General features: G+C 61.4%; 15 protein-coding genes. 5 read left to right on the top strand and 10 right to left on the bottom strand.

Going from position 1 to position 22,520, the window contains the following annotated elements; genetic code table 11:
• Window positions 1-67: 67 nt before the first annotated feature.
• From QM716_RS16705 to QM716_RS16690, 4 genes are all read left to right on the top strand, one after another.
• Entirely contained in the window at window positions 68-640 is a 573-nt protein-coding gene (locus tag QM716_RS16705) for a TetR/AcrR family transcriptional regulator (RefSeq protein WP_283305134.1), read from the top strand.
• Window positions 641-742: 102 nt separating this feature from the next.
• Entirely contained in the window at window positions 743-1,258 is a 516-nt protein-coding gene (locus QM716_RS16700) for a VOC family protein (RefSeq protein ID WP_064689512.1), read from the top strand.
• Complete coding sequence (locus QM716_RS16695; RefSeq protein ID WP_283305133.1) at window positions 1,255-2,925, top strand: FAD-dependent monooxygenase; 1,671 nt, start codon at window positions 1,255-1,257, stop codon at window positions 2,923-2,925. The genes QM716_RS16700 and QM716_RS16695 overlap by 4 nt, the downstream gene beginning before the upstream one ends.
• The gene (locus QM716_RS16690) at window positions 2,922-6,413 is read left to right on the top strand and encodes an indolepyruvate ferredoxin oxidoreductase family protein (RefSeq protein WP_283305132.1); all 3,492 of its coding nucleotides are present in this window, start codon (window positions 2,922-2,924) and stop codon (window positions 6,411-6,413) included. Before QM716_RS16695 ends, QM716_RS16690 begins: the two co-directional genes overlap by 4 nt.
• Window positions 6,414-6,463: 50 nt before the next feature.
• On the opposite strand, the gene QM716_RS16685 is transcribed toward QM716_RS16690, so the two are convergent.
• The 3 genes from QM716_RS16685 to QM716_RS16675 form a co-directional block, all read right to left on the bottom strand.
• On the bottom strand, window positions 6,464-7,828 hold the full coding sequence (locus tag QM716_RS16685) for an outer membrane protein assembly factor BamB family protein (protein WP_283305131.1): 1,365 nt from the start codon (window positions 7,826-7,828) through the stop codon (window positions 6,464-6,466).
• The gene (locus QM716_RS16680) at window positions 7,825-9,222 is read right to left on the bottom strand and encodes a hypothetical protein (protein WP_283305130.1); all 1,398 of its coding nucleotides are present in this window, start codon (window positions 9,220-9,222) and stop codon (window positions 7,825-7,827) included. Before QM716_RS16680 ends, QM716_RS16685 begins: the two co-directional genes overlap by 4 nt.
• A 185-nt stretch (window positions 9,223-9,407) precedes the next feature.
• Window positions 9,408-11,654 carry an MMPL family transporter gene (locus QM716_RS16675; RefSeq protein ID WP_283305158.1) on the bottom strand — a complete coding sequence of 749 codons (2,247 nt, stop codon included), beginning with the start codon at window positions 11,652-11,654 and terminating at the stop codon, window positions 9,408-9,410.
• A gap of 223 nt (window positions 11,655-11,877) precedes the next feature.
• Here QM716_RS16675 and QM716_RS16670 point away from each other — a divergent pair, with 223 nt between their 5' ends.
• Window positions 11,878-13,326, top strand: coding sequence for a zinc-binding metallopeptidase family protein (locus QM716_RS16670; RefSeq protein ID WP_283305129.1), 1,449 nt, complete (start codon window positions 11,878-11,880; stop codon window positions 13,324-13,326).
• A 55-nt stretch (window positions 13,327-13,381) separates the two neighbouring features.
• On the opposite strand, the gene QM716_RS16665 is transcribed toward QM716_RS16670, so the two are convergent.
• From QM716_RS16665 to QM716_RS16635, 7 genes are all read right to left on the bottom strand, one after another.
• Window positions 13,382-14,494 (bottom strand): NDMA-dependent alcohol dehydrogenase, encoded by a 1,113-nt coding sequence (locus QM716_RS16665; protein WP_283305128.1) that lies wholly within the window; start codon window positions 14,492-14,494, stop codon window positions 13,382-13,384.
• 49 nt (window positions 14,495-14,543) lie between these two features.
• Window positions 14,544-16,043, bottom strand: coding sequence for an aldehyde dehydrogenase family protein (locus tag QM716_RS16660; protein ID WP_283305127.1), 1,500 nt, complete (start codon window positions 16,041-16,043; stop codon window positions 14,544-14,546).
• Window positions 16,044-16,151: 108 nt separating this feature from the next.
• Complete coding sequence (locus tag QM716_RS16655; protein ID WP_283305126.1) at window positions 16,152-17,819, bottom strand: sigma-54-dependent Fis family transcriptional regulator; 1,668 nt, start codon at window positions 17,817-17,819, stop codon at window positions 16,152-16,154.
• A gap of 4 nt (window positions 17,820-17,823) precedes the next feature.
• Window positions 17,824-19,461 carry an AMP-binding protein gene (locus QM716_RS16650; RefSeq protein WP_283305125.1) on the bottom strand — a complete coding sequence of 546 codons (1,638 nt, stop codon included), beginning with the start codon at window positions 19,459-19,461 and terminating at the stop codon, window positions 17,824-17,826.
• A 207-nt stretch (window positions 19,462-19,668) separates the two neighbouring features.
• Window positions 19,669-21,018: an MFS transporter gene (locus QM716_RS16645; protein ID WP_502942063.1), complete on the bottom strand. Its 1,350-nt coding sequence runs from the start codon at window positions 21,016-21,018 to the stop codon at window positions 19,669-19,671.
• A 169-nt stretch (window positions 21,019-21,187) separates the two neighbouring features.
• The gene (locus QM716_RS16640) at window positions 21,188-21,727 is read right to left on the bottom strand and encodes a hypothetical protein (protein ID WP_283305124.1); all 540 of its coding nucleotides are present in this window, start codon (window positions 21,725-21,727) and stop codon (window positions 21,188-21,190) included.
• Between the two features lie 129 nt (window positions 21,728-21,856).
• The gene (locus tag QM716_RS16635; RefSeq protein ID WP_283305123.1) at window positions 21,857-22,495 is read right to left on the bottom strand and encodes a TetR/AcrR family transcriptional regulator; all 639 of its coding nucleotides are present in this window, start codon (window positions 22,493-22,495) and stop codon (window positions 21,857-21,859) included.
• Between the last annotated feature and the right edge of the window lie 25 nt (window positions 22,496-22,520).

The following is a 22,520-nucleotide window of genomic DNA, read 5'->3' as shown; positions in this document are numbered from 1 at the left end:
AACTTATAGTTAAGAGCATCTCATGGCCAAGAGTCAAGAGCGGGCGTGAACCCATAGACTCGAAGGCATGCCGAAGAATCGACAAGACATACCCAAGGCCGAGCGTCAGGCCGAGGTCGTAGAGTGCGCCCGAGAGCTGTTCGTCACCAACGGATTCAAAGGAACGAGCGTGGCAGCGGTGGGCAGAGCGGCCGGTATTGCACCCGCCGCCGTGCACTGGTACTTCCCCACCAAGGATGATCTGTTCGCAGCAGCGCTCGAACAACTCTTCACGAACGCACGTCTTACAGTCCAATCCGATCCGGAGATCGCCGGCAACCCTCGCGGCGAGCTTCTGGCACTCCTCGCTGCGATGCAGCCTTACCGCGGCCTACATCGGGAGGCTTACGAGCGCATCGAGTCATCCAGCGCAGTCGGCGAAGCGTACGCGGAGATGCAGAACTGGCTTGACGAACACCTGCTTGCGATCATCGGCAACCAACTTCCTGCCGGCGCCGACACCTCACTGATCGCCGACACTGCCCATGTCCTCTTCGAGGGGCTGCTCATCAGTTCCAGACGACTCGACCGGCCTACCAGCGACCTGGTCGACTTGCTGACGGAAGCTCTTGTCGCAGTGGCAAAGACGAAAGCCCCTTGACTTTCGAGGCAAATCTTCACATTCTCTTGACTTCCAATCAAGAACCCGTACCTTCTCTTATATGGCATTCAAGAGAGATGCCCCATACGAGGAGGTTTTGTCATGGCTTCACCCGACAAGCTCGCCCACATCGTCTTCAAAACAGGTCAACTCACGCAGATGACGGAGTGGTATACCCATGTACTCGAAGGCAGTGTCACGTTCGGAAATGACTTCCTTGCCTTCATCACGTACGACGAGGAGCATCATCGAGTCGCATTCATCGCCAGTGGCGCGACCGACAAGCCGGAACCGCATCACAGCGGTCTGCATCATGTCGCGTTCACCTACGCCACACTCGGAGATCTGATCGGCACGTATCGTCGGCTTGCCGCGGACGATGTTCGACCCTTCTGGTGCATCAACCACGGTCCGACTACGTCGATGTACTTCGAGGATCCCGACGGCAACCACGTCGAACTGCAGATCGACAACTTCGCCACGGAAGCCGAACTCGACGATTTCTTCCGCTCGGGCGCCTTCGAGGCCAATCCGATTGGTACAGAGTTCGATCCGGACGAACTCGGTCGACGTTTCGACAACGGCGTGCCGTTCGCCGAGCTGGTCAAGCAGTCATGACCGGGCCCGACTCCTCGCCGGTCGTCATCATCGGCGGAGGACCCGTCGGCCTGGCGACGGCCTTGGTTCTTGCCCGCCACGGTGTCCGGAGCATCGTGTGCGAACAGTACTCCGGAATCAATCCACACCCGCGCGCCCACGTCGTCAACACCCGTTCGATGGAGTTGTTCAGGACCTGGGGCATTGCCGACGCGGTGCTGCGCGACGCAGTGGATCCCATGTGGATGATGAACATCTTGTGGAAGAGCACCCTCTCCGGCGAAGAATTCGGCCGCGTGAGCATGCTGGAAGTTCCGGAAGACCAGATTCTTGCTCGCCTGAATTCTTCTCCGGTCTCAATCACCTCCTGCGCGCAGGACCGCGTACAAGAGCACCTGCTCGAGGCTGTCCGCGCGACAGGGCTCACCGAGGTCCGATACGACACCACTGTCACGGCAATCGACAACCTGAACCAACAGGTACATCTCACGACCCGATCGCAGGCCGGTACCGACGCTCTCACCGCCCAGTTCGTCGTCGTGGCAGATGGTGCCACCGGCAAGTTCCGCGACTCGCTCGGGATCGGAATGAACGGACAACCCGATCTCGGCCATCAGCTCAACATCTACTTCCATGCAGACCTGTCACCGTGGACCGATCACTCACCCGCGCTTCTCGTCTGGGCGATCAATTCCCTCTCGCCCGGCGTTTTCATCGGAATGGACGGGCACAACCGCTGGACGTTCAACAGGAATTTCGATCCCGCTACCGAGTCGATCGAGCAGTTCACGCCCGAGCACTGCCGCACGTTGATTCGAGACGCAATCGGAGACCACAGCGTCGATGTCGAGGTCTGCTCGGTGGGGACGTGGACGATGTCGGCGCGAACAGCGGCGAATTATCGCAAGGATCGGGTACTGCTGGCAGGCGATGCAGCGCACCAGTTCCCACCTACCGGCGGGCTCGGCATGAACACCGGGCTCGCCGATGCAGACAATCTCGGATGGAAGCTTGCGGCCGTCGTGCAGGGATGGGCTTCTGATGCTCTTCTCGACACGTACGAATCAGACCGCCGACCCGTCGCCGAATCCAATACAGCGCACAGTGTCCGCAACGCGATTTCCATGGCGCAGAGCGGAATCGGTCCAGGAAGCGCTGATGTGGCTCGCCAACTCGAGAGCCACGACCCGTCGGTGGCTTCGCAGGCCCGCATCAACCTCGGCGCTTCTATTCCGCTGCAGCGCGCGCACTTCGATTGTCTGGCGCAAGAACTCGGCTACGCCTACGACAGTACGTATGATGCGCCGGTCGCCGAGTCTCACGTGCAATCGAATCGGGTAGGCGCCCGGCTCCCTCATGTGTGGATCCAACGCGATGGGTCACAAATATCGTCGCACGATCTCCTAAAGGTGGGCTTCACCTTGATCGCGGGTCCTGCCGGCACAATGTGGGTGGAGGAGTTGAACCGATCCAGCACTGCTGTTCCACACTCGTCAGTCGTGTTCGGTAGCGATGCACATGCCGATCCTCTGGCACTCGCCACACTTGGCCTGGAAGACGATTCGGCGATCCTCATCCGTCCGGACGGTCATATCGCCTGGCGCAGCAACGAGTCCGATGTGCCGTTGACCGTGGGACTCGCGCACGCCGTAGCAGGCGCTCCTACGAGACAGGCGACGACGGCATGACCGATACCCCTTCGGTCCTGAGCATCACCGACCGCTACCGTGAGGAGCCTGGACGTCTGCATCTCACCGGAATCCAGGCACTTGCGAGACTCCCCATCGACCTTCGCAGGATCGACCGTCAGGCCGGGCGCGACACAGCTGCTTTCATCTCCGGATATGAAGGTTCCCCTCTTGCGGGCTACGACATGGAGCTCGAGCGCAATCGAACACTTCTGGACGAGTTCGACATAGTCTTCCGGCCTGGCGTCAACGAAGAACTGGCGGCCACCGCTGTCCAGGGCACCCAACTCGCCGGGATGCAACCGGACAAGCGTGTCGAGGGAATCATCGGTATTTGGTACGGCAAGTCCCCCGGCCTCGACCGAGCTTCGGATGCGTTCCGCCACAACAACATGATGGGAACGCATCCCGAAGGCGGAGCGCTCGCGCTGGTCGGAGACGATCCCGCGGCAAAGTCGTCAACTGTTCCAGGCGCATCCGAGTTACTGCTGGCCGACTTGGGAATCCCGACGCTCTACCCTTCGGACCCACAAGAAGCACTCGATTTCGGGATCCACGGAATCGCGATGTCGAGGGCATGCGGACTGTGGGTTGCACTGAAGATCGCCACCAACGTTGCCGACGGCTCGGGCACCGTCGACATCGACCCGCAGCGAGTTCAGCCCGTCATTCCGGATCGTGTGGTCGACGGCGCACCGTACCGCCACGAAGTAACCGCACAGATTCTTCAACCAACCCTCGGAAGGCTCGAGAAAAGCCGTGACGGAGCGCGATTGGAAATCGCTCGCCGCTACGCCGCAGACAACGAGCTCAATCGCATCACTCACAGCACGCCGAGCGACACGATCGGCATCATCGCACCGGGCAAAACGTATCTTGATCTACGCCAAGCACTTCGAACACTGGGACTCGACGACGACGAGTTGGCACGGCGTGGCGTTCGTCTCCTTCACCTCGGAATGATCTTCCCCCTCGAACCAACGGTGATCGGAAAGTTTTCGGCTGGGTTGAGCCACATCATCGTTGTGGAGGAAAAGCGGCCGATCATCGAAACTGCGGTGAAGGACCTGCTGTACGGCACCGAGAACCCGCCCACCGTCGTCGGCAAGAGGTTGCCGAACGGCCGACCGTTCTTTCCACTCGACGGCGAACTCGACCCCGACTCCATCACCACCCGTCTGGCGGGTCGACTGATTTCCTTCGGATCGTTCCCGACTGTCGATCGTTGGCTACTGGATTCTCGCCCGTCGAGCGCTCGCATAGAACTCCCACTACTCGCCCGGACACCGTACTTCTGCTCGGGATGTCCCCACAACGTATCGACGAAAACGCCGGAGGGTGCGACAGTTGGTGCCGGAATCGGTTGCCACGGAATGGTATCCCTCATGGATCCGGTGCAGGTGGGATCAGTCATAGGTATGACCCAGATGGGCGGCGAGGGGGCACAGTGGATCGGCATGGCTCCCTTTCTGTCCCGGAAGCATCTCATCCAAAACCTAGGCGACGGAACCTTTCACCACTCCGGCAGTCTCGCCATTCGCGCCTCCATCGCGGCCGGCACGAACATCACTTACAAGATCCTCTACAACTCGGCCGTCGCCATGACCGGCGGACAGCAACCCGGCGGGGTCATGTCGGTTCATGCGATCTGTGCCGCACTGACAGCCGAGGGGGTTCGGCGCATCATCGTCACTACCGACGACACCAAGCGCTACCGCAAGGCGAAACTACCTCGGAACGTTGAACTCTGGCATCGAGACCGGTTGATCGAAGCGCAGGAAGAACTCGCGAGAATCTCGGGAGTTACGGTTCTGGTTCACGATCAGGAGTGCGCGACCGAACTGCGACGCAAACGTAAGCGTGGGCTGGTTGCCGAACCGGTGGAGCGCATCGTGATCAACGAGCGTGTCTGCGAAGGCTGCGGTGATTGCGGACAGAAGTCCAATTGCCTCTCCGTTCAACCTGTCGGAACGGAATTCGGGCGCAAGACGCGGATCGATCAGTCGTCGTGCAACAAGGACTACTCATGCCTCGACGGCGACTGCCCATCATTCCTGTCCGTTGAGCCAGGTTCGAAGCTAACAGCCCGTCCATCCTCCGAGCCGCTCGACACCTCCGATCTACCCGAACCCGGATACGAACTCCCTTCGTCGTACACCGTCCGGATCACCGGCGTGGGAGGCTCCGGTGTGGTCACGCTGTCCCAAATCATCAGCACGGCAGCCACACTTGCCGGCAGGCACGTACGCACCCTCGATCAGACTGGTCTGGCGCAGAAAGGTGGTGCCGTTGTCTCCGACGTCAAGTTCACGCTCGACCCACTCGATCAGGGCAGCAAAGCAAGTAACGCAGAGTGCGATCTGTACCTCGGTTGCGATCTGCTCGTCGCCGCCGACGCGAGGTATCTCACGGCCACGGATGCTTCACGCACCACCGCGGTGGTCTCGACCTCCGAGGTTCCCACCGGTCAGATGGTGATCGACACCTCGGTGGACTTCCCTGATGTGGCGAAGGTATCGGAGAGGATTTCTCGGGAGGTCGCACAGCACAGGCTGGTGGACGCGCGTGATCTTGCTGTGAGACTTTTGGGAGAGGACCAGTTCGCAAACCTCCTCCTGACCGGCGTTGCTTACCAAATCGGAGCGCTGCCGGTGTCATCCGAATTCATCGAGGAGGCAATAGCTCTCAACGGAGTCAAGGTCGAATCGAACCTCCGCGCCTTTCGCTACGGCCGCTTGTTCGTTGCAGACCCGTTGCGTTTCGACAACACCCTTCGCGCAGCGGCGGGTAGTTCGAGACGACAGACACCTGTCGACGATCGATCCGTGGCACTTGCACACACTGTTGCAGCGACGCGAGGCTCGGAACTCGAAAGGTTGATGTCGATCCGTGTAACCGAGCTGATTGCCTACCAAAGCGTTTCCTATGCAACGAAGTACACCGAGTTCGTCGAACACGTGCGTGAAATCGAGGCACGCCGCGCCGCAGGTTCGGACGAGTTGACGCAGTCCGTTGCCCGCAATCTGTACAAGCTGATGGCGTACAAGGACGAGTACGAAGTCGCGAGACTGTCCCTCGATCCCGAGGTCCGGCACACCATTGCTGCTCAATTCGGTCCGGATGCAAAGGTTTCGTATCGCCTACACCCGCCTGCGCTGCGCGCAATGGGTATGAAGAAGAAGATCGTGCTGGGGCCGTGGTTCACACCGGCATTTCGCGCTCTTGCCGGGATGCGACGCATCAGAGGTACACGCGCCGACCTCTTCGGGTTGGCTCACGTGCGAAGAGTCGAACGTGAGCTGATCGTCGAGTATCAGGCGCTTATCCGGAATCTGTTGAAAGAACTGACAACTGAAAACCTTCACCTTGCAGTCGAAATAGCTGAGCTACCCGATATGGTCCGCGGATACGAGGGCATCAAACTCGCTGCGGTCGAGCGCTACCGCTCGCGGATCGACGAGTTGAGCCACGGGTTCACTCGAGACTGAATCGTGGCCGGTGTGGTGTGCTGTGACGGACGTGCACGCCACACCGGATCTCACGACAATTTCAACGCCGTGATCCGATCTTCACTGGAGCGCAACAGCACCTTGTCCCCCGCCCACAGCTCCCGCGGCATCGCCCAGGGGGTGAACTCGTCGTCCCCGTCCTGGTCGACGTGAACCTCCCAACTCCGTTGACCCGTGCTGACATCCGTTCCATAGACGTTGCCCTCGTCGATGACGACATCCCCGTGCCAGACGATCTCTCCGGCGCGCTCGGCGTTCGATCGCCACAGGACCTCACCGGTGAGCAGGTCCACGAACTGGACCTCGGGCTCGGAACCGGAACGAGTCACGGCGACCACGTTGCCGATCACCGCCAACGACTGCGCGGTGCCGAACACCTCACTGTTGGTCCACAGCTTCTCGCCGGACTTCCGGTCGAAACCGCTGTCTCCCAGAATGATCGGAGACGATCCTCCGGCGGGATCATCTCGGCTGTATCGCCCGCCGAAATACGAGGACTCAGAGGGGAGTTCGTCCGTCCTGGCGAACTCGCGCCCGTACTGATCGAGTGCGTACTCACTTGTCGGACGGCCGTTGCCCTCGCAACCGCCGTCCGACACCAAAGTCACGCCGTCCGGTGATGTGTGCGCGGTCGAGCAGGTGGAGTAACCGTGCACCCACCGCTGTTCGCCAGTCTTCAGGTCGAATCCCAAAGACTCGTCGAGAGCGATCACACCCAGGTCGCCGTGAACCGACATCACGGGATCCACGTATCCGGCTTCCCACGATCCGCCGACGTCGAATGCTTTGGACCAGTTCACTTCCGGATCGTCGACGGTTCCGCTGTGCACGCGAACGTCGTTGCTCTCGATATCACCTTCGAGAGCGAGGACAGTGTCGCCCGAGACAACCGCGATGATCGGCGACCACGGCGTCTTGACGTCTCGCCGCTCTCCCGTCTCGATGTCGAACAGAGAGTACGAACCACCGGATACGTACGGCCCGGAGAAACAGAGCACCGAGCTGCCGAGCAGAGTCTCGGAACAACCACCGATATCGACCGCCGACGTGCGCCAGCGGACTGTGCCGTCCTCGGCGTCCAACCCGACCAATTCCGCGTCGTCCAACGAATACGCCTGACGGTCCGGCATACCGATCATCGTGACCACGAGTGATCCGGCGTCGATGAATCCGCCCATGTCCATGTTGAATTCGGTTCCCACGAGTGGGCTCCGAAATATCGCGAACTCACGCCCGAGAATCTCGGAGGCCTCGACGCTCCACAACGGCGACGAGGCCGCTGTCGGTTCGGAATTCGTCGACGTGACCACCGTGGCGACGGCGGCAGTGACGGTGACAACGGCAGTGGCGGCCGCGATCCGAAGGCGGGCCTTGGGCGAATACCTGTTGGTCATCGAATCTCCAGCCCGTCGATCGTCGCGAGAAACTCCAACTGCTCGAACGTCATCGGCACGTTCGGTGCCTCCGCCGACGAGCTCACCGTTACTCGCGTCCCACCGGGATGGGTAACGACTACCGATCTGTGGACCTTGTCCCCGCGACTCTCATCGCGTTCGATCACGGATCCATCTTCAGTGGTCTCCATCGAGAGCGGGTGTCCGTCGTACGAAGGGTCGTACTTGTTCGGAGGTGCGGGAAGCTGCTGTCCGCTGGTGATCGAGATGCTCAGACGCGACTCGTTGTTGCCCGACCGCGCAACAAGATCCTGGCATGTGGTGGTGTCGTCGTATTCGGCCAGAACCAGATCACCCAGCTGACTGCCGAGGTCAGGCGATTCTGGAGGTGCTGCGCGCCAACCCGATCGGAGCGCTTCACCGAGTGCGTCTACGATTCCCCGATCCAGTTCCCGCCCTGATGACTCGTCCGTCCAACCGCCACAAACAGTTTGAAGCGGGGCAGTCTCCGGCGGAGCAGGCGTCGTGATTCGCAGTTGCGGCAGGCTGACCAGAGAAACCAGTTCGTCGATGGTCAGTGGAAGCGCGCCGCTTGCCTGAACCTCGGCACCGACCCGATCGGCAGTGTCATCGGTATAGGCGCGAACTCGCGTGCCATCGATGCCGTAAAGGAACGCCGAACGGGAAAGAGTGCGTTGTCCGTTGATTTCACTCCATGTGTCCTGCACGTCTACAACTGAACGGTCCGGAAGGAAGCGGCGTTCGACGAGAGAGCCGGCAACACACGGAGGAATCGGAGCCGTACTGCTGTTGACCGAAACCGTCAACCCACCACTGGATTCGCCGCGAAGTAGCGTCGCCGACGCGTCAGTGGAAGCCAAATCCTCGATCGCCCATCCCTCGGGCAAATCGTCCGAGCTCGACGGTGCCGAGATCGGACCGAACTGGAGTGATCGACTCGGGCTGGCAAACTTGATCTCGACGCCGTCCGGAATCGCATCGGCGACCGCATCCGACATCGATGCAGCCTTAGCGCCGGAGAACCACGGAAAACGTGGGTCGTCGTACGCGTCGTCGCCGCCTGTCGACGTGAAGATCGAGATTCCGTGTTCGTCGTCCGGCGCTTCGACGCTCTCACATCCCGGAATGGTGGTCGGGTAGACCGCTGTCGGTGTCACATACGAATATTCGGACATGTCGCCGGATGGCACCTCGTCCGGAATGGACGTCATGCTGACCGAAGTCGATGCAGCTACCGAGATGCCGGCGGACTGCGAGCCACTCCACCGATCCACCAACCCGGCAACCACTGTGCCGCCGGCGATCAGGGAGACGACCGTCAACGCGAAGGTCCACTTCTCGGCCCGCTTCGAATCGGTTTGCTCGTTCGGCACGAGTCCTCACAGTCATCGTCACGGCTCGCCCCCGATGCGCGTCGCCTCTGGAAGTCCTGTCGCGATCACAGCAATTTCTGTTACCAACCGGATGGTTTCCTAGGTGTGAGCCCCGTAGAGACACAAACGAACGGGGTGCCAGTTGCTCTGCAACCGGCGCCCCGTTCGTTTCACGACCTGAGTGCTTACACCCTGACAGGCACCTGATTCAGGTCTGGATCGGAGTCCGGATCTTGCTCGATCGGAATCCGCCGAATCGCTTCACCCTCAATGTCGACGTTCGGCAGGATCTTGTCGAGCCACGCGGGCAACCTCCACGCCGAATCACCGAGAATCGACATGACCGCAGGGATCACGATCATGCGGATGATGAAGGCGTCGAAGAAGACTGCCGCTGCCAGACCGAAGCCCATCATCTTGCTCGTCGTCTCCGAGGACAGCATGAATGCGCCGAACACGGAGATCATGATGATGGCCGCCGACGCAACCACGCGAGCACCATGGGTGTAGCCGGAGATGATGGCGTCCTTGGCCGACAATCCGTGCACGTATTCCTCGCGCATTCTCGTCACGAGAAACACTTGATAGTCCATCGCCAGCCCGAACACCACGCCGATCATGAAGATCGGTAGGAACGAGATGATCGGTTGAGTGTGCTCGATCAGCCCGAAGTCGCCTTCCTGGAAAATCGCCACCGTGGCGCCGAAGGTCGCACAGACGGAGAACAGAAATCCGAGAGTTGCGGTCAGCGGCACCAGGATCGAGCGGAAGACAACCATCATGATGATGAACGCCAGCCCGACCACCACGATCAGATAAGGGATGAGCGCGGAACTGAGCTTCGACGACATGTCGGCAACGATCGCGGTTTGACCCGCTACACCGAGTTCAGCTCCCTCCGATTTCACCGTCGATCCGTAATCCCGGATCTGATTCATCAGTTCGTGGGTTTCGGGTCCACTCGGTGACATCTGCGGGGTGACCGCGATCAGGGCAGAGTTGGCGCCCGCCATCGGGTTTGCCGCGTCTGGTCCGTTTCCGACCCACATCAGCTGATCCGGTGTTGCGACGTAATCCAGGCCCTTGATGTGGGCGATAGCGTCATCGGCAATCGTTGCGATGTCCGTACCGGCCGGGGCGTCGAGAACGACGAACAGCTCACCGTTGACGCCTTCACCGAATCCGCGTTGCAACAGTGCAAGAGCCGGCCTCTCCTCGTCCGATGTGAAGGAGAGCCCGAGTTCGAGCTTGGTCATCGGAATAGCCGCGATCACCAGGAGAACCAGCGCAGCACCCGCGATCGGCCACGGGTATTTGGTGACTATCTTGGCCCAGCGATGTCCGTTGGATTCCATAGTCTCGGGCTCGTCACCGTGGCGAAGCCCGGGGATACGAGGCGAGAACGCGAACCTGCCGAAGATACCCAGAACAGCGGGGATCAACGTGATTGCGCCGAGGACGGCGATGATGACGGCAACCGCTGCCGAGATTCCCATCTGGGTGATCATCGGAACCCCGACCACCGCCAGGGCTGCCAGCGCGACCACAACCGTCAGGCCTGCGAAGACGACAGACGAACCGGCAGTACCCACTGCGCGCCCGGTGGCGGCTTCCCTCGTTCCGCCCAGATTGAGCTCACTGCGGTAGCGCGAAACGATGAACAACGCGTAGTCGATCGAGACTGCGATGCCGATCATCGTGACAATTCCCGTGACGCCTTCGTTGATGTCGAAGAAGCCCGAGCCGAGTGTGACCGTCAGAGTGGCCAGCGCAATTCCCAGAATTGCAGTGAACAACGGGATGAACGCCGCAATGAGTGCGCCGAACGCCACGATCATCACGATGAACGCCACCGCGAAGCCGAGCATCTCGGCGACGCCACCGGCCTCCTGCACCTGCATCATCGAGCCAGTGCCCTCGACTTGCAGGCCGCCGTCGCGGAACTCCACCATCAAGTCGAGGAACGCCGTCTTGTTGGCCTGCGTCTGATCCTCGATGCGAATCGACTGATTGAGCTGGATCAGCCCGACCTTGCCGTCGTCGCCGAGAACGGCCGACGCCACCGCCGGATCTGCCTCCGCGAGAGTCACCGGGTTGACGATCTTCTCGGGATCGACGATGTCCGGCAACGTCTTCGCCTGCGCGATCAACTGGTCGATCTGATCGCTGTGCGCGGCAAGTCCGTCGTCTGCCGCGATGAGAATGCTGGTCGACGCCTGAGTTTGCTGCTCGGCCGCCGCTGCAAAGTTCTCGTTCATCAACTCGGTCGCACGTTGGGAATCAGTGCCCGGAAGATTGAATTCTTTGGAGAACGTCGGATTTGTGGCGCTGATTGCGCCCCCCACCACCGCGATCACGATGATCCACGCGGCCACCACAAGATACTTGTGGCGGAAAGCAAACTTCCCCAACCTGTAAAGATACGTAGCCAACGTAGGCCTCTCTCGCCGTGGACTGGTCTGTCCGAAGAACACGGAGTCTTTCGGTGCCAAGGACATACGGTACGGACCGATCGGCCCGTTGGCACCCGGTATATCTGCGAAAACGACATATCCGACGCGCCTTCGTCCCGTTTTCAGACCGCTCGGTACCGTGGACACGACACGGGCGGGCGCCTCACCAGAGCAGACATCACGTAGTACGAAAGGCAATCCCATGAATCACGGCCAGGCCGTCGATCGCGATCTCCTCATTGCCGGCCAACAGCGACTCGACGCGCTGGGTCCACGATTGACGGGATCGCCTTCACACCACGCGGTGGTGGAAGAAGTCGCCAACGAACTGACCGAACTGGGCCTCGACGTCCAGCGTGATTCGCATACTTTCGAACGCTGGGATCTACCGGCCACACCTGACGGACTTCGCATCGAATTGCCGACGGGACCGATCAGCGTTTCGTCCGCATTCCCCTACTCCGGATTGACCGGGCCACAGGGAATCTCCGCTCCCCTGGTCTACGTCAGCGCGCGACGTCCCAAGTGGTCGGCGGCCAAGGGCGCGATCGCAGTGATCGAGGTCCCGCACATCGATCTTCCCCGCAAGCTACTGGTCAGCGAGTGGGGCCCGATCGCCACCGACGAGACACTTCGTAATCCGGTTCTCTCCGCGACTCTTCTGGGTCCGAAGCTCGACAAGGCCCGCAAGGCCGGTGTCCTCGGCGTGATCGCGGTGTGGCGTGACATCGCTCCGGACAACGCGCTGGGACAGTATCTTCCGTTCACGCAGCCCTACCACGACATCCCCGCCGTCTGGGTGGCCGGCGACGAGGGCACGAAAGTTGTCGCTGCAGCTCGTTCCGGTCAGCGGGCGACTCTGGTACTGGATGCGACTCTGCATCCGGACACCCGGACTGACACGGTGTGGGCGGTGTCCCCCGGAACCTCACCCGAAGAGACGATTCTGCTCATCACTCACAGCGACGGAACCAACGGCGTCGAGGAGAACGGCCATCTAGGAATGTTGGCGTTGGCGCGGCACGCCGTCGCGCAGCCGCATCGACGGTCGTACGTTTTTGTCCTGACGACTGGCCACCTTCGTATTCCAGCGGTGTCCAAGCACGGACAAGCAACATCCACCTGGCTCGAAGCGCACCCCGAGATGTGGAAGGGCGAAGCCGGTCAGGCGCGCGCAGTAGCCGGGATCGCAATCGAACATCTCGGCGCATTGGGTGACACCGAGGACAACTCGACCGGCAGCTATGCGTTGGAGACCACTCCGGAACCGGAAATGCTCTACGCGACGAGTCGGGAAGTACACGACATCGTTGCACCGCTGTGGCGCGACATCGGGGCGGGCGATCGCCGAATCGTGGCGCCAGGACCGGTCATTCATTTCGGTGAGGGTGAACCACTGTTCGAGCGGAAGATCCCGGCAGTCGCCTTGGTGACGGCGCCGCAGTACCTGCTCGCTCTGCGTGAGGCCGATGCCGTCACGCATGTCGATTTCGATACGATGATCAAGCAGATCGAAAGCTTCCGAGATCTGCTCGACGCATTCGATGCGACCGACACCGCGGCTTTCGGTCCGGTGGTTTCGCGCTCGGTGTTCGCGAAGTTCTCGGCACTCCTTCAGTTGATGCAGATTTTGTCGAGAGCCAAGAAATAGTGCTGTGCGCCTTTATTAACCGCGGGTGGTTAACAAAGGCGCACAGCACTTGGGGTTACTTGTCGTGGATGATCACGCCACGGATGTTCTTGCCGTCACGCAGATCCTGGTAGCCCTGGTTGACGTCTTCGAGGCTGTACGTGTTGGTGATCAGTTCGTCGAGCTTGAGCTGACCCGCATCGTAGAGACGTAGCAGTCGCACGATGTCGTACTGCGGGTTCATCGAACCGAACAGCGTGCCCTTGATCGTCTTCTGATTCAGCGTCAGGTCGGTACCCGACACGTGAACGGTCAGCTTGGCCGGATCGGCGAGACCCGTGATCACCACGGTGCCACCCTTGCCGATCACTGCCGTCGCTGCACTGACGACGTCCTCGTCGACGGTGCCGACAAGGATGAGCGCAGCGTCGGCGCCCTGTCCCCAAGTCAGCTCGTTGACCTTGGCAGCCGCACTCTCGGCGTCTGCAAAGGCATGCGTGGCACCGAATTTCAGAGCAGTGTCACGCTTGAGAGCAACCGGATCGACCACCACGACGTACTTGCAGCCAGCCGAAACAGCGCCCTGGACCGCGTTGATACCGAGACCACCGATACCGTAGATCACCGCGGTGTCACCGGCGCGAAGGTTACCGGCGTTGACGGCCGTTCCCCAACCCGACGGCACGCCGCAGCCGACGACCACTGCCGTCTCCAACGGAAGCCAGTCGTCGATCTTGACGACCGAATGCTGGGAGATGGTCGCTCGCTCGGAAAACGTTCCTAGCATGCACATTCCGCCGAAATCCATTCCGTTGCCGTGGAAACGGAAGGAACCGTCCGGCATCGAACCTTCGAGGATGGTGGCACCCATGTCGCAGAGGTTCTGGCGACCGGTCGAGCAGTAGCGACAGGTGCCGCAGTTGGGAATGAAGCTACACACGACGTGGTCGCCCGGCTTGACCTTCGTGACGCCGGGTCCGACCTCTTCGATGATGCCCGAGCCTTCGTGTCCGCCGACGATCGGATAACGCGGCGGGAGATCACCGTCGGTCAGGTGCAGATCCGAATGGCACAGTCCGGCAGCGGTGTACTTGATCAGTACCTCACCCACACCCGGGCCGTCGAGGTCGAGTTCCATGATCTCGAAAGGCTTTCCGGGCTCGAGCAGTACAGCAGCTTTGGTCTTCACTGGTGATCTCCTTGAATTGTCGGGCGGGGGTTCGAAAGTGGGGATGAACTCAGAGAGCGATGTTGACGGCCTTCGTCTGGGTGTAGAGATCGATGGCAGAAGCGCCGAGTTCGCGGCCCCAACCGGACTGCTTGTATCCACCGAAAGGCATTGCGGTGTCGAAGCCGTTGTACTGGTTGATCCACACCGAGCCGGCCTTCAGACGCTTTGCGGTGCGATGGGCCTTGGAGATGTCGCGGGTCCAGATGCCGGCGGCGAGGCCGTAGATGGAATCGTTTGCGGCAGTGATCGGTCCGTCGTCCGCGTTGAACGGCAACGCCGCCACGACCGGTCCGAAGATCTCCTCCTGGACGATGGAGAATTCGGGCTTCACGTCGACGAAGACAGTAGGCTCGACGAAGTAGCCCTGATCGCCCCAGCGGTTGCCTCCCGTCAGTGCGCGTGCGCCGTCGGCGATCCCCTCACGGAGGTAGCCGGTGACCTTGTCGAACTGCTCCTGCGAGACCAGCGGTCCGAGCTGGGTGGTGGGATCGAGGCCGGGCCCGATCTTGACCTGGCTCGCAGCGTGCGCGACAGCCTCGGTGAACTTATCGAAGATCGTGTCCTCGACGTACAGGCGAGTGCCCGCAACGCAGCACTGTCCGTGGTTGAAAAGCCACGCGTTGAGCGAACCCTCCACCGCGGAATCGAAATCCGCGTCGGCGAACACGATGTTGGGGCTCTTGCCACCGAGCTCGAGCGTGACCTTCTTCAGATTGCCCTTGGCGGCGTCGACGATCTTCTTGCCTACCTCGGTAGAACCGGTGAACGCGACCTTGTCCACGTCATCGTGGCCGGACAGTGCAGCACCGGCATCGCCGAATCCGGGAACGATGTTCACGACGCCGGGCGGGAAGCCGGCTTCTTCGAATACCTCTGCGAGAAGAAGTGCGGTGAGCGGGGTCTGCTCGGCGGGCTTGAGGATCACGGTGTTGCCGGCAGCGAGCGCGGGTGCGAGCTTCCACGACGACATGAGCAGCGGGAAGTTCCACGGCACGATCAGTCCACAGACGCCGATCGCCTCACGCAGTGTGTAGGCGTGGAACTCGCCGCCCGGAGAGAATGGCATCGACACGTTGACAGTGCTGCCTTCGATCTTGGTGGCCCAGCCCGCATAGTAGCGGAAAACGTCTGCGGCCCAAGCCACGTCGACGGCGGTGGCGATGGCAACGGACTTGCCGTTGTCGAGAGCTTCGAGCTGGCCGAACTCTTCGGCACGGGCAGTGAGAATGTCGCCGACGCGCCAGATCATCCGCTCGCGCTCGTTTGCCTTCATACGTGACCAGGGGCCGTCTTCGAAGGCCGTGCGAGCGGCGCGCACCGCGCGGTCGATGTCTTCGGCCTGTCCGTGTGCCACGTCTGCGAGCTTCTGTCCGTCAGCCGGGTTGTATGTCGCGAACGTCTGACCCGAAGCGGCGTCGACGAATTCGCCGCCGATGTAGAGCTTCTTCGGTCCGTTCAGGAAACCCTGTACCGCGGAACTGATGGTGTGCTCGGCTACTGCCGTCATCGGAAACTCCCCTGAAGTAGTGAGGTGCGAATGTGATGCACGCCATACTTCCGCGCTTCCGGGGGTGCTAACTGTCCGAACTTTGTACAACTGGAATCGGACAGCGAACTACACAGTGATGTCCAGCGCCCGCATACGTGTGTAGAGAGTGCTTCGGCTGATTCCGAGCTGCGCCGAGGCGTGAACCTTGTTGCCGCCGCAGTCTTTCAACGCTCCGATGATCGCCTGACGCTCGGCCTTCTCCCGCCCCGCCAACCGCGACACCTTGGTAGTGGTGCGGTAGTCCTCGGGCAGATCGACGACGTCGATGCGGTTGCTGGAGCGATCGCCTGAGGCGCGATGCAGTACGACGCGTAACTCGGCCAGATTGCCCGGCCAACTGGCCGCCGCGAGCGCTTCGGTAGCACTGGCGGTCAACCTCAGTTCGGGCGATATCCCCTCCAGCATCGCCTGCGCCAACTCGGCGATCTCTGCTTGTCGCTCACGCAGTGGGGCTATGACAACCCTGGAAGCACAACGCGAGATGAGCGATGCGATGGTCGGCGGTAGATCAGCTATCGCGCCGCTGGTCAGCACGATCCGCGGCCCCTCGGCGCTGGCGTCGATCAGCTCTGTAACCAGCGGCAACATCGAATCGGGAAGAAGTTGCACCTGTTCGATCACGACGACGCCCGAACGCTTACGGGCGGCTCGCACAAGATCGGTAACCCATTGCTCACGTCCGTCGAATGCGATCCGCGTGGCATCGAGCCAACTCGCGTCGACGCTGCCAACGACGTCGGAAGCTGCCGAGGTTCGGCCGGAACCCGCCTCACCCGAGATCGCCACAGCGGCAGAACCAGCCCGCGCTCGCATCAAGTCTCGGCGCAGTCGTTCACCCGGAGACGGGGCCCGCTCATGTGTTCTACGGATCGGTGCCCGTTCACGCTGGAGCGGTTCGACCAGGAAGAGCGCCCCGCCGTCGGCCCCGGAAATACGGTCGGCCTGAACTCGCGCCAGCGCACCGGACGCCAATTCGACTGTCACCAATCGTGATTGATCCGGGTTGAGGTCGGCGATCAAGGAACGGAGCGACACGTGATCAGCAGTGTCCAGCAGGTCCAGGGCGGTTCGATTACTCAGCAGGATGTCGTCGCCGATGGCCGCGACGGCGATGTGTCGTTGATGTGAAACTCGTTGGAATGCGTCGACCAAACGCTGCTCCGACGCTTTCGAGCCCTCGAGCAGTCGCTTCTCGATGTCCGCTGCCGCACGTGCGAGGAACGGCGCGAACAGCGGGTTGGCCTGCGAGACAACGCCCGTCATGTCGAGTATTCCCTCGACGCGACGGGTGACGGGGTGCAGGATCGGCTGGCCGTAGCAGCTCAATCCCTTGAGGCTCTCGAGGAAATGCTCGTCACCGTGGATCACCACACTGCGTCCGACCTCGAGCGGCGTACCGAGCGCGTTGGTGCCGGCGTGCTCTTCGCCGAAGCGTGAACCGTTGACGACGCCCAACCGCTCGATCGTCCGCTCGACTCGACTGTCGGAGTACACCGAGGCGACCACTCGGCAGTCCCGATCGGCCAGCAGGACGCAAAAACCGGTGCCCGCGATCTGTTGCGAAACCTCGTCCAGCACAGGTGCGGCGGCCCGGAGCAGACGAGACTCGCCGTCCTGCTCCTCGGTGTCCACGGCGATAGCCGACGACGGATCGAGGCCACTGAGTCGAGAACGCTTCCAGGAGAGCGCGATCTCGGGGCGTACCGGCTCACGCTCCCCTGGGTTCGCGGACATACTCTCAGGCCTGACCGATCAATTCGATTGCCTGTTCTCGCATCGCGATCTTGCGGACCTTGCCCGTCACCGTCATCGGGAACTCGTCCACGACGTGGACGTACCGCGGGATCTTGTAGTGCGCGAGCTTGCCGGTGCAGAACGCACGGACCGAATCAGCGTCCAGATCGTCTGCGCCTTCACGCATCTGGACCCACACCATTAATTCCTCGCCGTACTTTGCGTCGGGCACACCGATGACCTGAGCATCGAGAATGTCGGGGTGGGTGTAGAGGAACTCCTCGATCTCACGCGGATAGACGTTCTCACCACCGCGGATGACCATGTCCTTGATGCGTCCGGTGATAGCGACGTACCCGGCCTCGTCCATCACTCCGATGTCTCCGGTGTGCATCCACCTGGCAGCGTCGATCGCCTCGGCGGTCTTCTCCGCGTTCTCCCAGTAGCCGAGCATGACCGAGTACCCGCGGGTGCACAGCTCACCGGGTTCGCCGCGGGATACCGTCAATCCGGTTGCCGGATCGACGATCTTGATCTCGAGGTGCGGCCCTACCCGTCCGACCGTTTCGGTGCGTTGCGCGATCGAATCGTCCGAGCGAGTCTGCAGCGACACCGGCGCCGTCTCCGTCATGCCGTAGCAGATGGACACCTCTTCCATCCCCATGCGATCGATGACCTGCTTCATCACCTCGACCGGGCAGGGCGAACCCGCCATGATGCCGGTACGAAGACTCGACAGATCGAAGCTCTCGAAGTCCGGCAACGCCAACTCTGCGATGAACATCGTCGGAACGCCGTAGAGGGATGTGCACTTTTCGGCCTGAACAGCTTCGAGTGAAGCACGCGGATCGAATGCCGGACCCGGAATGACCATGGCCGCACCGTGACTGGTGCACGCAAGGTTACCCATCACCATGCCGAAGCAGTGGTAGAACGGCACCGGGATGCACACCCGATCAACCTCGCTGTAGTGGCACAACTCACCGACGAAGTAGCCGTTGTTGAGGATGTTGTGGTGACTGAGCGTCGCGCCCTTCGGGAAACCGGTAGTCCCCGAGGTGTATTGGATGTTGATCGCGTCGTCGGCCGACAGCGCGGCTTGGGCAGCGGCGAGCGGAGCCGGATCGATTGCCTGCGCCGCCAACCCGCCTGCAAGCACTGAGTCCCACTCGGGTGAACCGAGCAGGATCACCGACGTCAGATCGGGGCACTGCGGCCGCACCGTCTCGATCATCGACGCGTAGTCCGAAGTCTTGAAGCTCGCCGCAGACACCAGCGTCGAGATTCCGGCCTGCTCGAGCACGTACTGCAACTCGTGCGAGCGGTACGCCGGGTTGATGTTGACCAGGATCGCCCCGATCTTTGCCGTCGCATATTGCGTGAACGTCCATTCCGGACAGTTTGGAGCCCACATCCCTACCCGATCGCCCTTCCCCACACCACGGGAAAGAAGTCCGGCAGCGAGCCCGTTCACCTGCTCGGCGAACTCCCGGTACGTCCATCGTCGACCGCTGGCATGGTCGATCAACGCATCACGGTCACCGTGCGCGGCAACCGTGCGATCCAGGTTGTCTCCGATGGTGTCGCCCAGCATCGGACCGTCCCATACTCCGGACGTATAGCTGGGCAGCGGCGTACTCATGTGTTCTGTCCTCTCCGGTTACCTGTTCAGGCACCTATGAGAGGGGCCGCCGCAGCGGACCCTCTCATCTACGAATTTACTCGATTCGGTGTGATGCACGACATACTTCCCGGTGCGGGGTGCCCGTAACTGTCTGAAGTCCGGACACCCCACCCGCCTGCTGTGCGCCTTTATTAACCGCCGGCGGTTAATAAAGGCGCACAGTGTTTACAGCGCGTGATCCTTGGTCTCGACGAGCGCCCAGGTGCAGATCAGGCTCAGCACACCCAGGATCGACAGCATGACTCCGATGGCCATACTCCCGTAGGCCGAGGCCAGCGGTGCGGCGATCAGCGGCGGCACTGCGCCACCGAGCACTCCGGCGAGGTTGTAGCCGAGGCCGGCACCTGTGTAGCGGTAGCGGGTATGGAACATTTCCGGAAGCAGCGCACCGCAGGGGCCGTATGCGATTCCGAAGATCATCAGCGTGCCGAACATTCCGATGATGAACGCGATCGGCGATCCCGTGTCGAGGAGCGGGAACAGCACCAGCGCCCAGACGACGGCCAGACCACACGAGATCATGATGACTTTGCGACGCCCGATGCGGTCCGAGTACAGAGCGGAGACGATGATCGCCGCACCGAAGACGAAGGCGGAAGCGATACCGACCGACAGGACGAACGGGCGGGAGAAGCCGAGAGTCTTGGTTCCGTAGCTCGTGAGGAACGCCGTGCCCATGTAGAAGAACGCGAACAGGCAAGCCAGGGCGCCGGCCGAGAGCAGGATCTCCTTGGTCTGGAACCGCCAGGCATCCAGGAACGGGAGGGTGCGAGGTGCTTCGTTCTTCTGCTCTGCGACGCGCTCTGCCTGCTCCGCTTTGAAGACCGGGGTCTCCTCGATAGCGAGTCGCATGTAGAGGCCGATTCCGACCAACACGATGGAGAACAGGAACGGGATACGCCAGCCGTAGTCGAGGAAGGCCTGGTTGGTATCGCCGAGAACAACGCCGGTGATGAGGAAGGTGCTGCTCGAGAGTACGAAGGCGATTGCGGGGCCGAGCTGCGGGAACATCGCGTACAGACCACGTTTGCCCGGTGGAGCGTATTCCGCGGTAAGCAGGGTTGCGCCTGCCCATTCGCCACCGACCGCGAAGCCTTGGCCGAATCGCAAGAGCACCAGGATGATCGGAGCGGCGACACCGATAGTTGCCGCACCGGGCAGCAAACCGATCAGGAGCGTCGAAATACCCATGAGCAGAAGCGTCGAGATCAGGGTCTTCTTGCGACCGATGCGATCGCCGAAGTGCCCGAACAACATTGCGCCGACGGGCCGGGCGATGAAGGCGACTGCGAAGGTCGCAAACGATGCGACAGTTCCCGCGGTGGCACCGAGCGCGGGGAAAAACACTGTCGGAAAGACCAGTGCCGCAGCGGTTCCGTAGATGAAGAAGTCGTAGAACTCGATGGTGGTGCCGATGCAGCTCGCGATCGCAACGCGCCGCACGCTGGTGGTATTTGTCGGGGGTACTGCGATGCCGGAGGCATCCGCTCCGCCCGTGGGAGAGACTGTGGTCACTCGTTTCCTCCGTGGTCCGGTGGTGTCGCCCTGTGGGCCTCACCGTCGATAGGAAGAAAGGTAGTGATGTGGCTCACCCCCCACTACCCCCGAAAGGGGGTGAGGCGTGACTCCCGTCACGATTTGTACGCAACTCTAACGAGTTTCACACCTCACCCACCCAACAGGATCAGGACTTACCAGCGGCCCCCAACAGCTCCTGGCGAGCTTCCGCCCACACCGTCGCATAGGAGTCGATGATCGGCTCCGAGATCCACTTGGACTCCCCTGCTTGAACTTTCGCGAGAGCAGCCGCGAAAAGATCCTGATAGCGCGACAGTCGTGGCACGAAGGCGGACAGGTCGTCGAACAGATTCTCGGCCCGACGATCAAGTTCGGCAAGCGAATCCGCATCCGCCGAGCCGATCAGAGCGACAAACTCTGCGTCCAACGGCGCGAAGGATTCGTACACCTCGCCGATGGAATCCTCGTCGATGGAGACGCGCTCGGCGTCGAGCTGATCGTCGAGCTCCGCCAGACCCTTCGCGGTCAGACTGATCGCATCATCCGACTCGGTTGCTTTACCCTGCTCGACGAGCGCGTCGTACGCAGCTCGACCTGACGCTGCACTGACACCCAGGTGCTCGGCGAGAACTACCGAACCCACCCGCTCCTTGAGACGTACCGCCTGAAGCAGTGCCAACTCGTCCACATTGCCAGCAAAGGCCATCGAAATTCTCCTCGTCACGTGCCGCAAGCGGCTCCAGCGTCGTCGCGGACGCCCGAGGGCTCCGCGGCCCGATGATAGGGCTCGAAAAGAATCAGATCACACGGCGCACCCCCGCTGTGAAGTCACCGTTCACAGCGGGGCGCGGGTGGCAAGAAAGTGCGTAGTGGTTGCCACGACAACCGGGCGCTCCGTCGCATAGCCGCCGAGAAACCAGGTCAACGCAATGTGGCTGATCCCGCCGACCGCCGCGGTCACGAGCAACTCGACATCGATTCCGTCGTGAGGACTGAGATCAGCACCGACTCCGCGGAGATAGTCCAACATCAAGGCACCGAACTGTTTCATCGCGCTGAGATACGTCTGCTCCACCCGGGCACTGACGCCAAGAACCTCCAACCAGACGACGCGAGCGAGGTGCGGGTCCTCCACGACGCTGAAGAACGCGTCCAGCCCCCGTTCGGCCACAATCGCAACATCGGTATCCACATCCAACCCTGCCACCGCCTCGACAGTCGTCGTCGTGAGGCGCTCCATGCACTCGCCGTACACAGCCAGAAGAAGGTCTTCGATCCCATCGAAGTACTGGTAAAAGTATCGATCTGCAACTCGGGCTTCACGGCAAAGTCCGCGCACGGTTGCAGCGCGATATCCAGAGGTCCCGAACACCCGCAACCCCGCGTCCACAAGCTGACGTCGGCGACGCTGATCTCGATCGGCGGCACTCTCGCCGCCGTACGATCGCAAACCTCCCTGCGAAACCCCGGTCACGACTACATCAGAACACAAGCCTCGA

Source organism: Rhodococcus sp. IEGM 1409, from assembly GCF_030056735.1.
Lineage (GTDB): Bacteria > Actinomycetota > Actinomycetes > Mycobacteriales > Mycobacteriaceae > Rhodococcus_F.
This window is presented reverse-complemented; position numbering and strand designations above follow the sequence as displayed.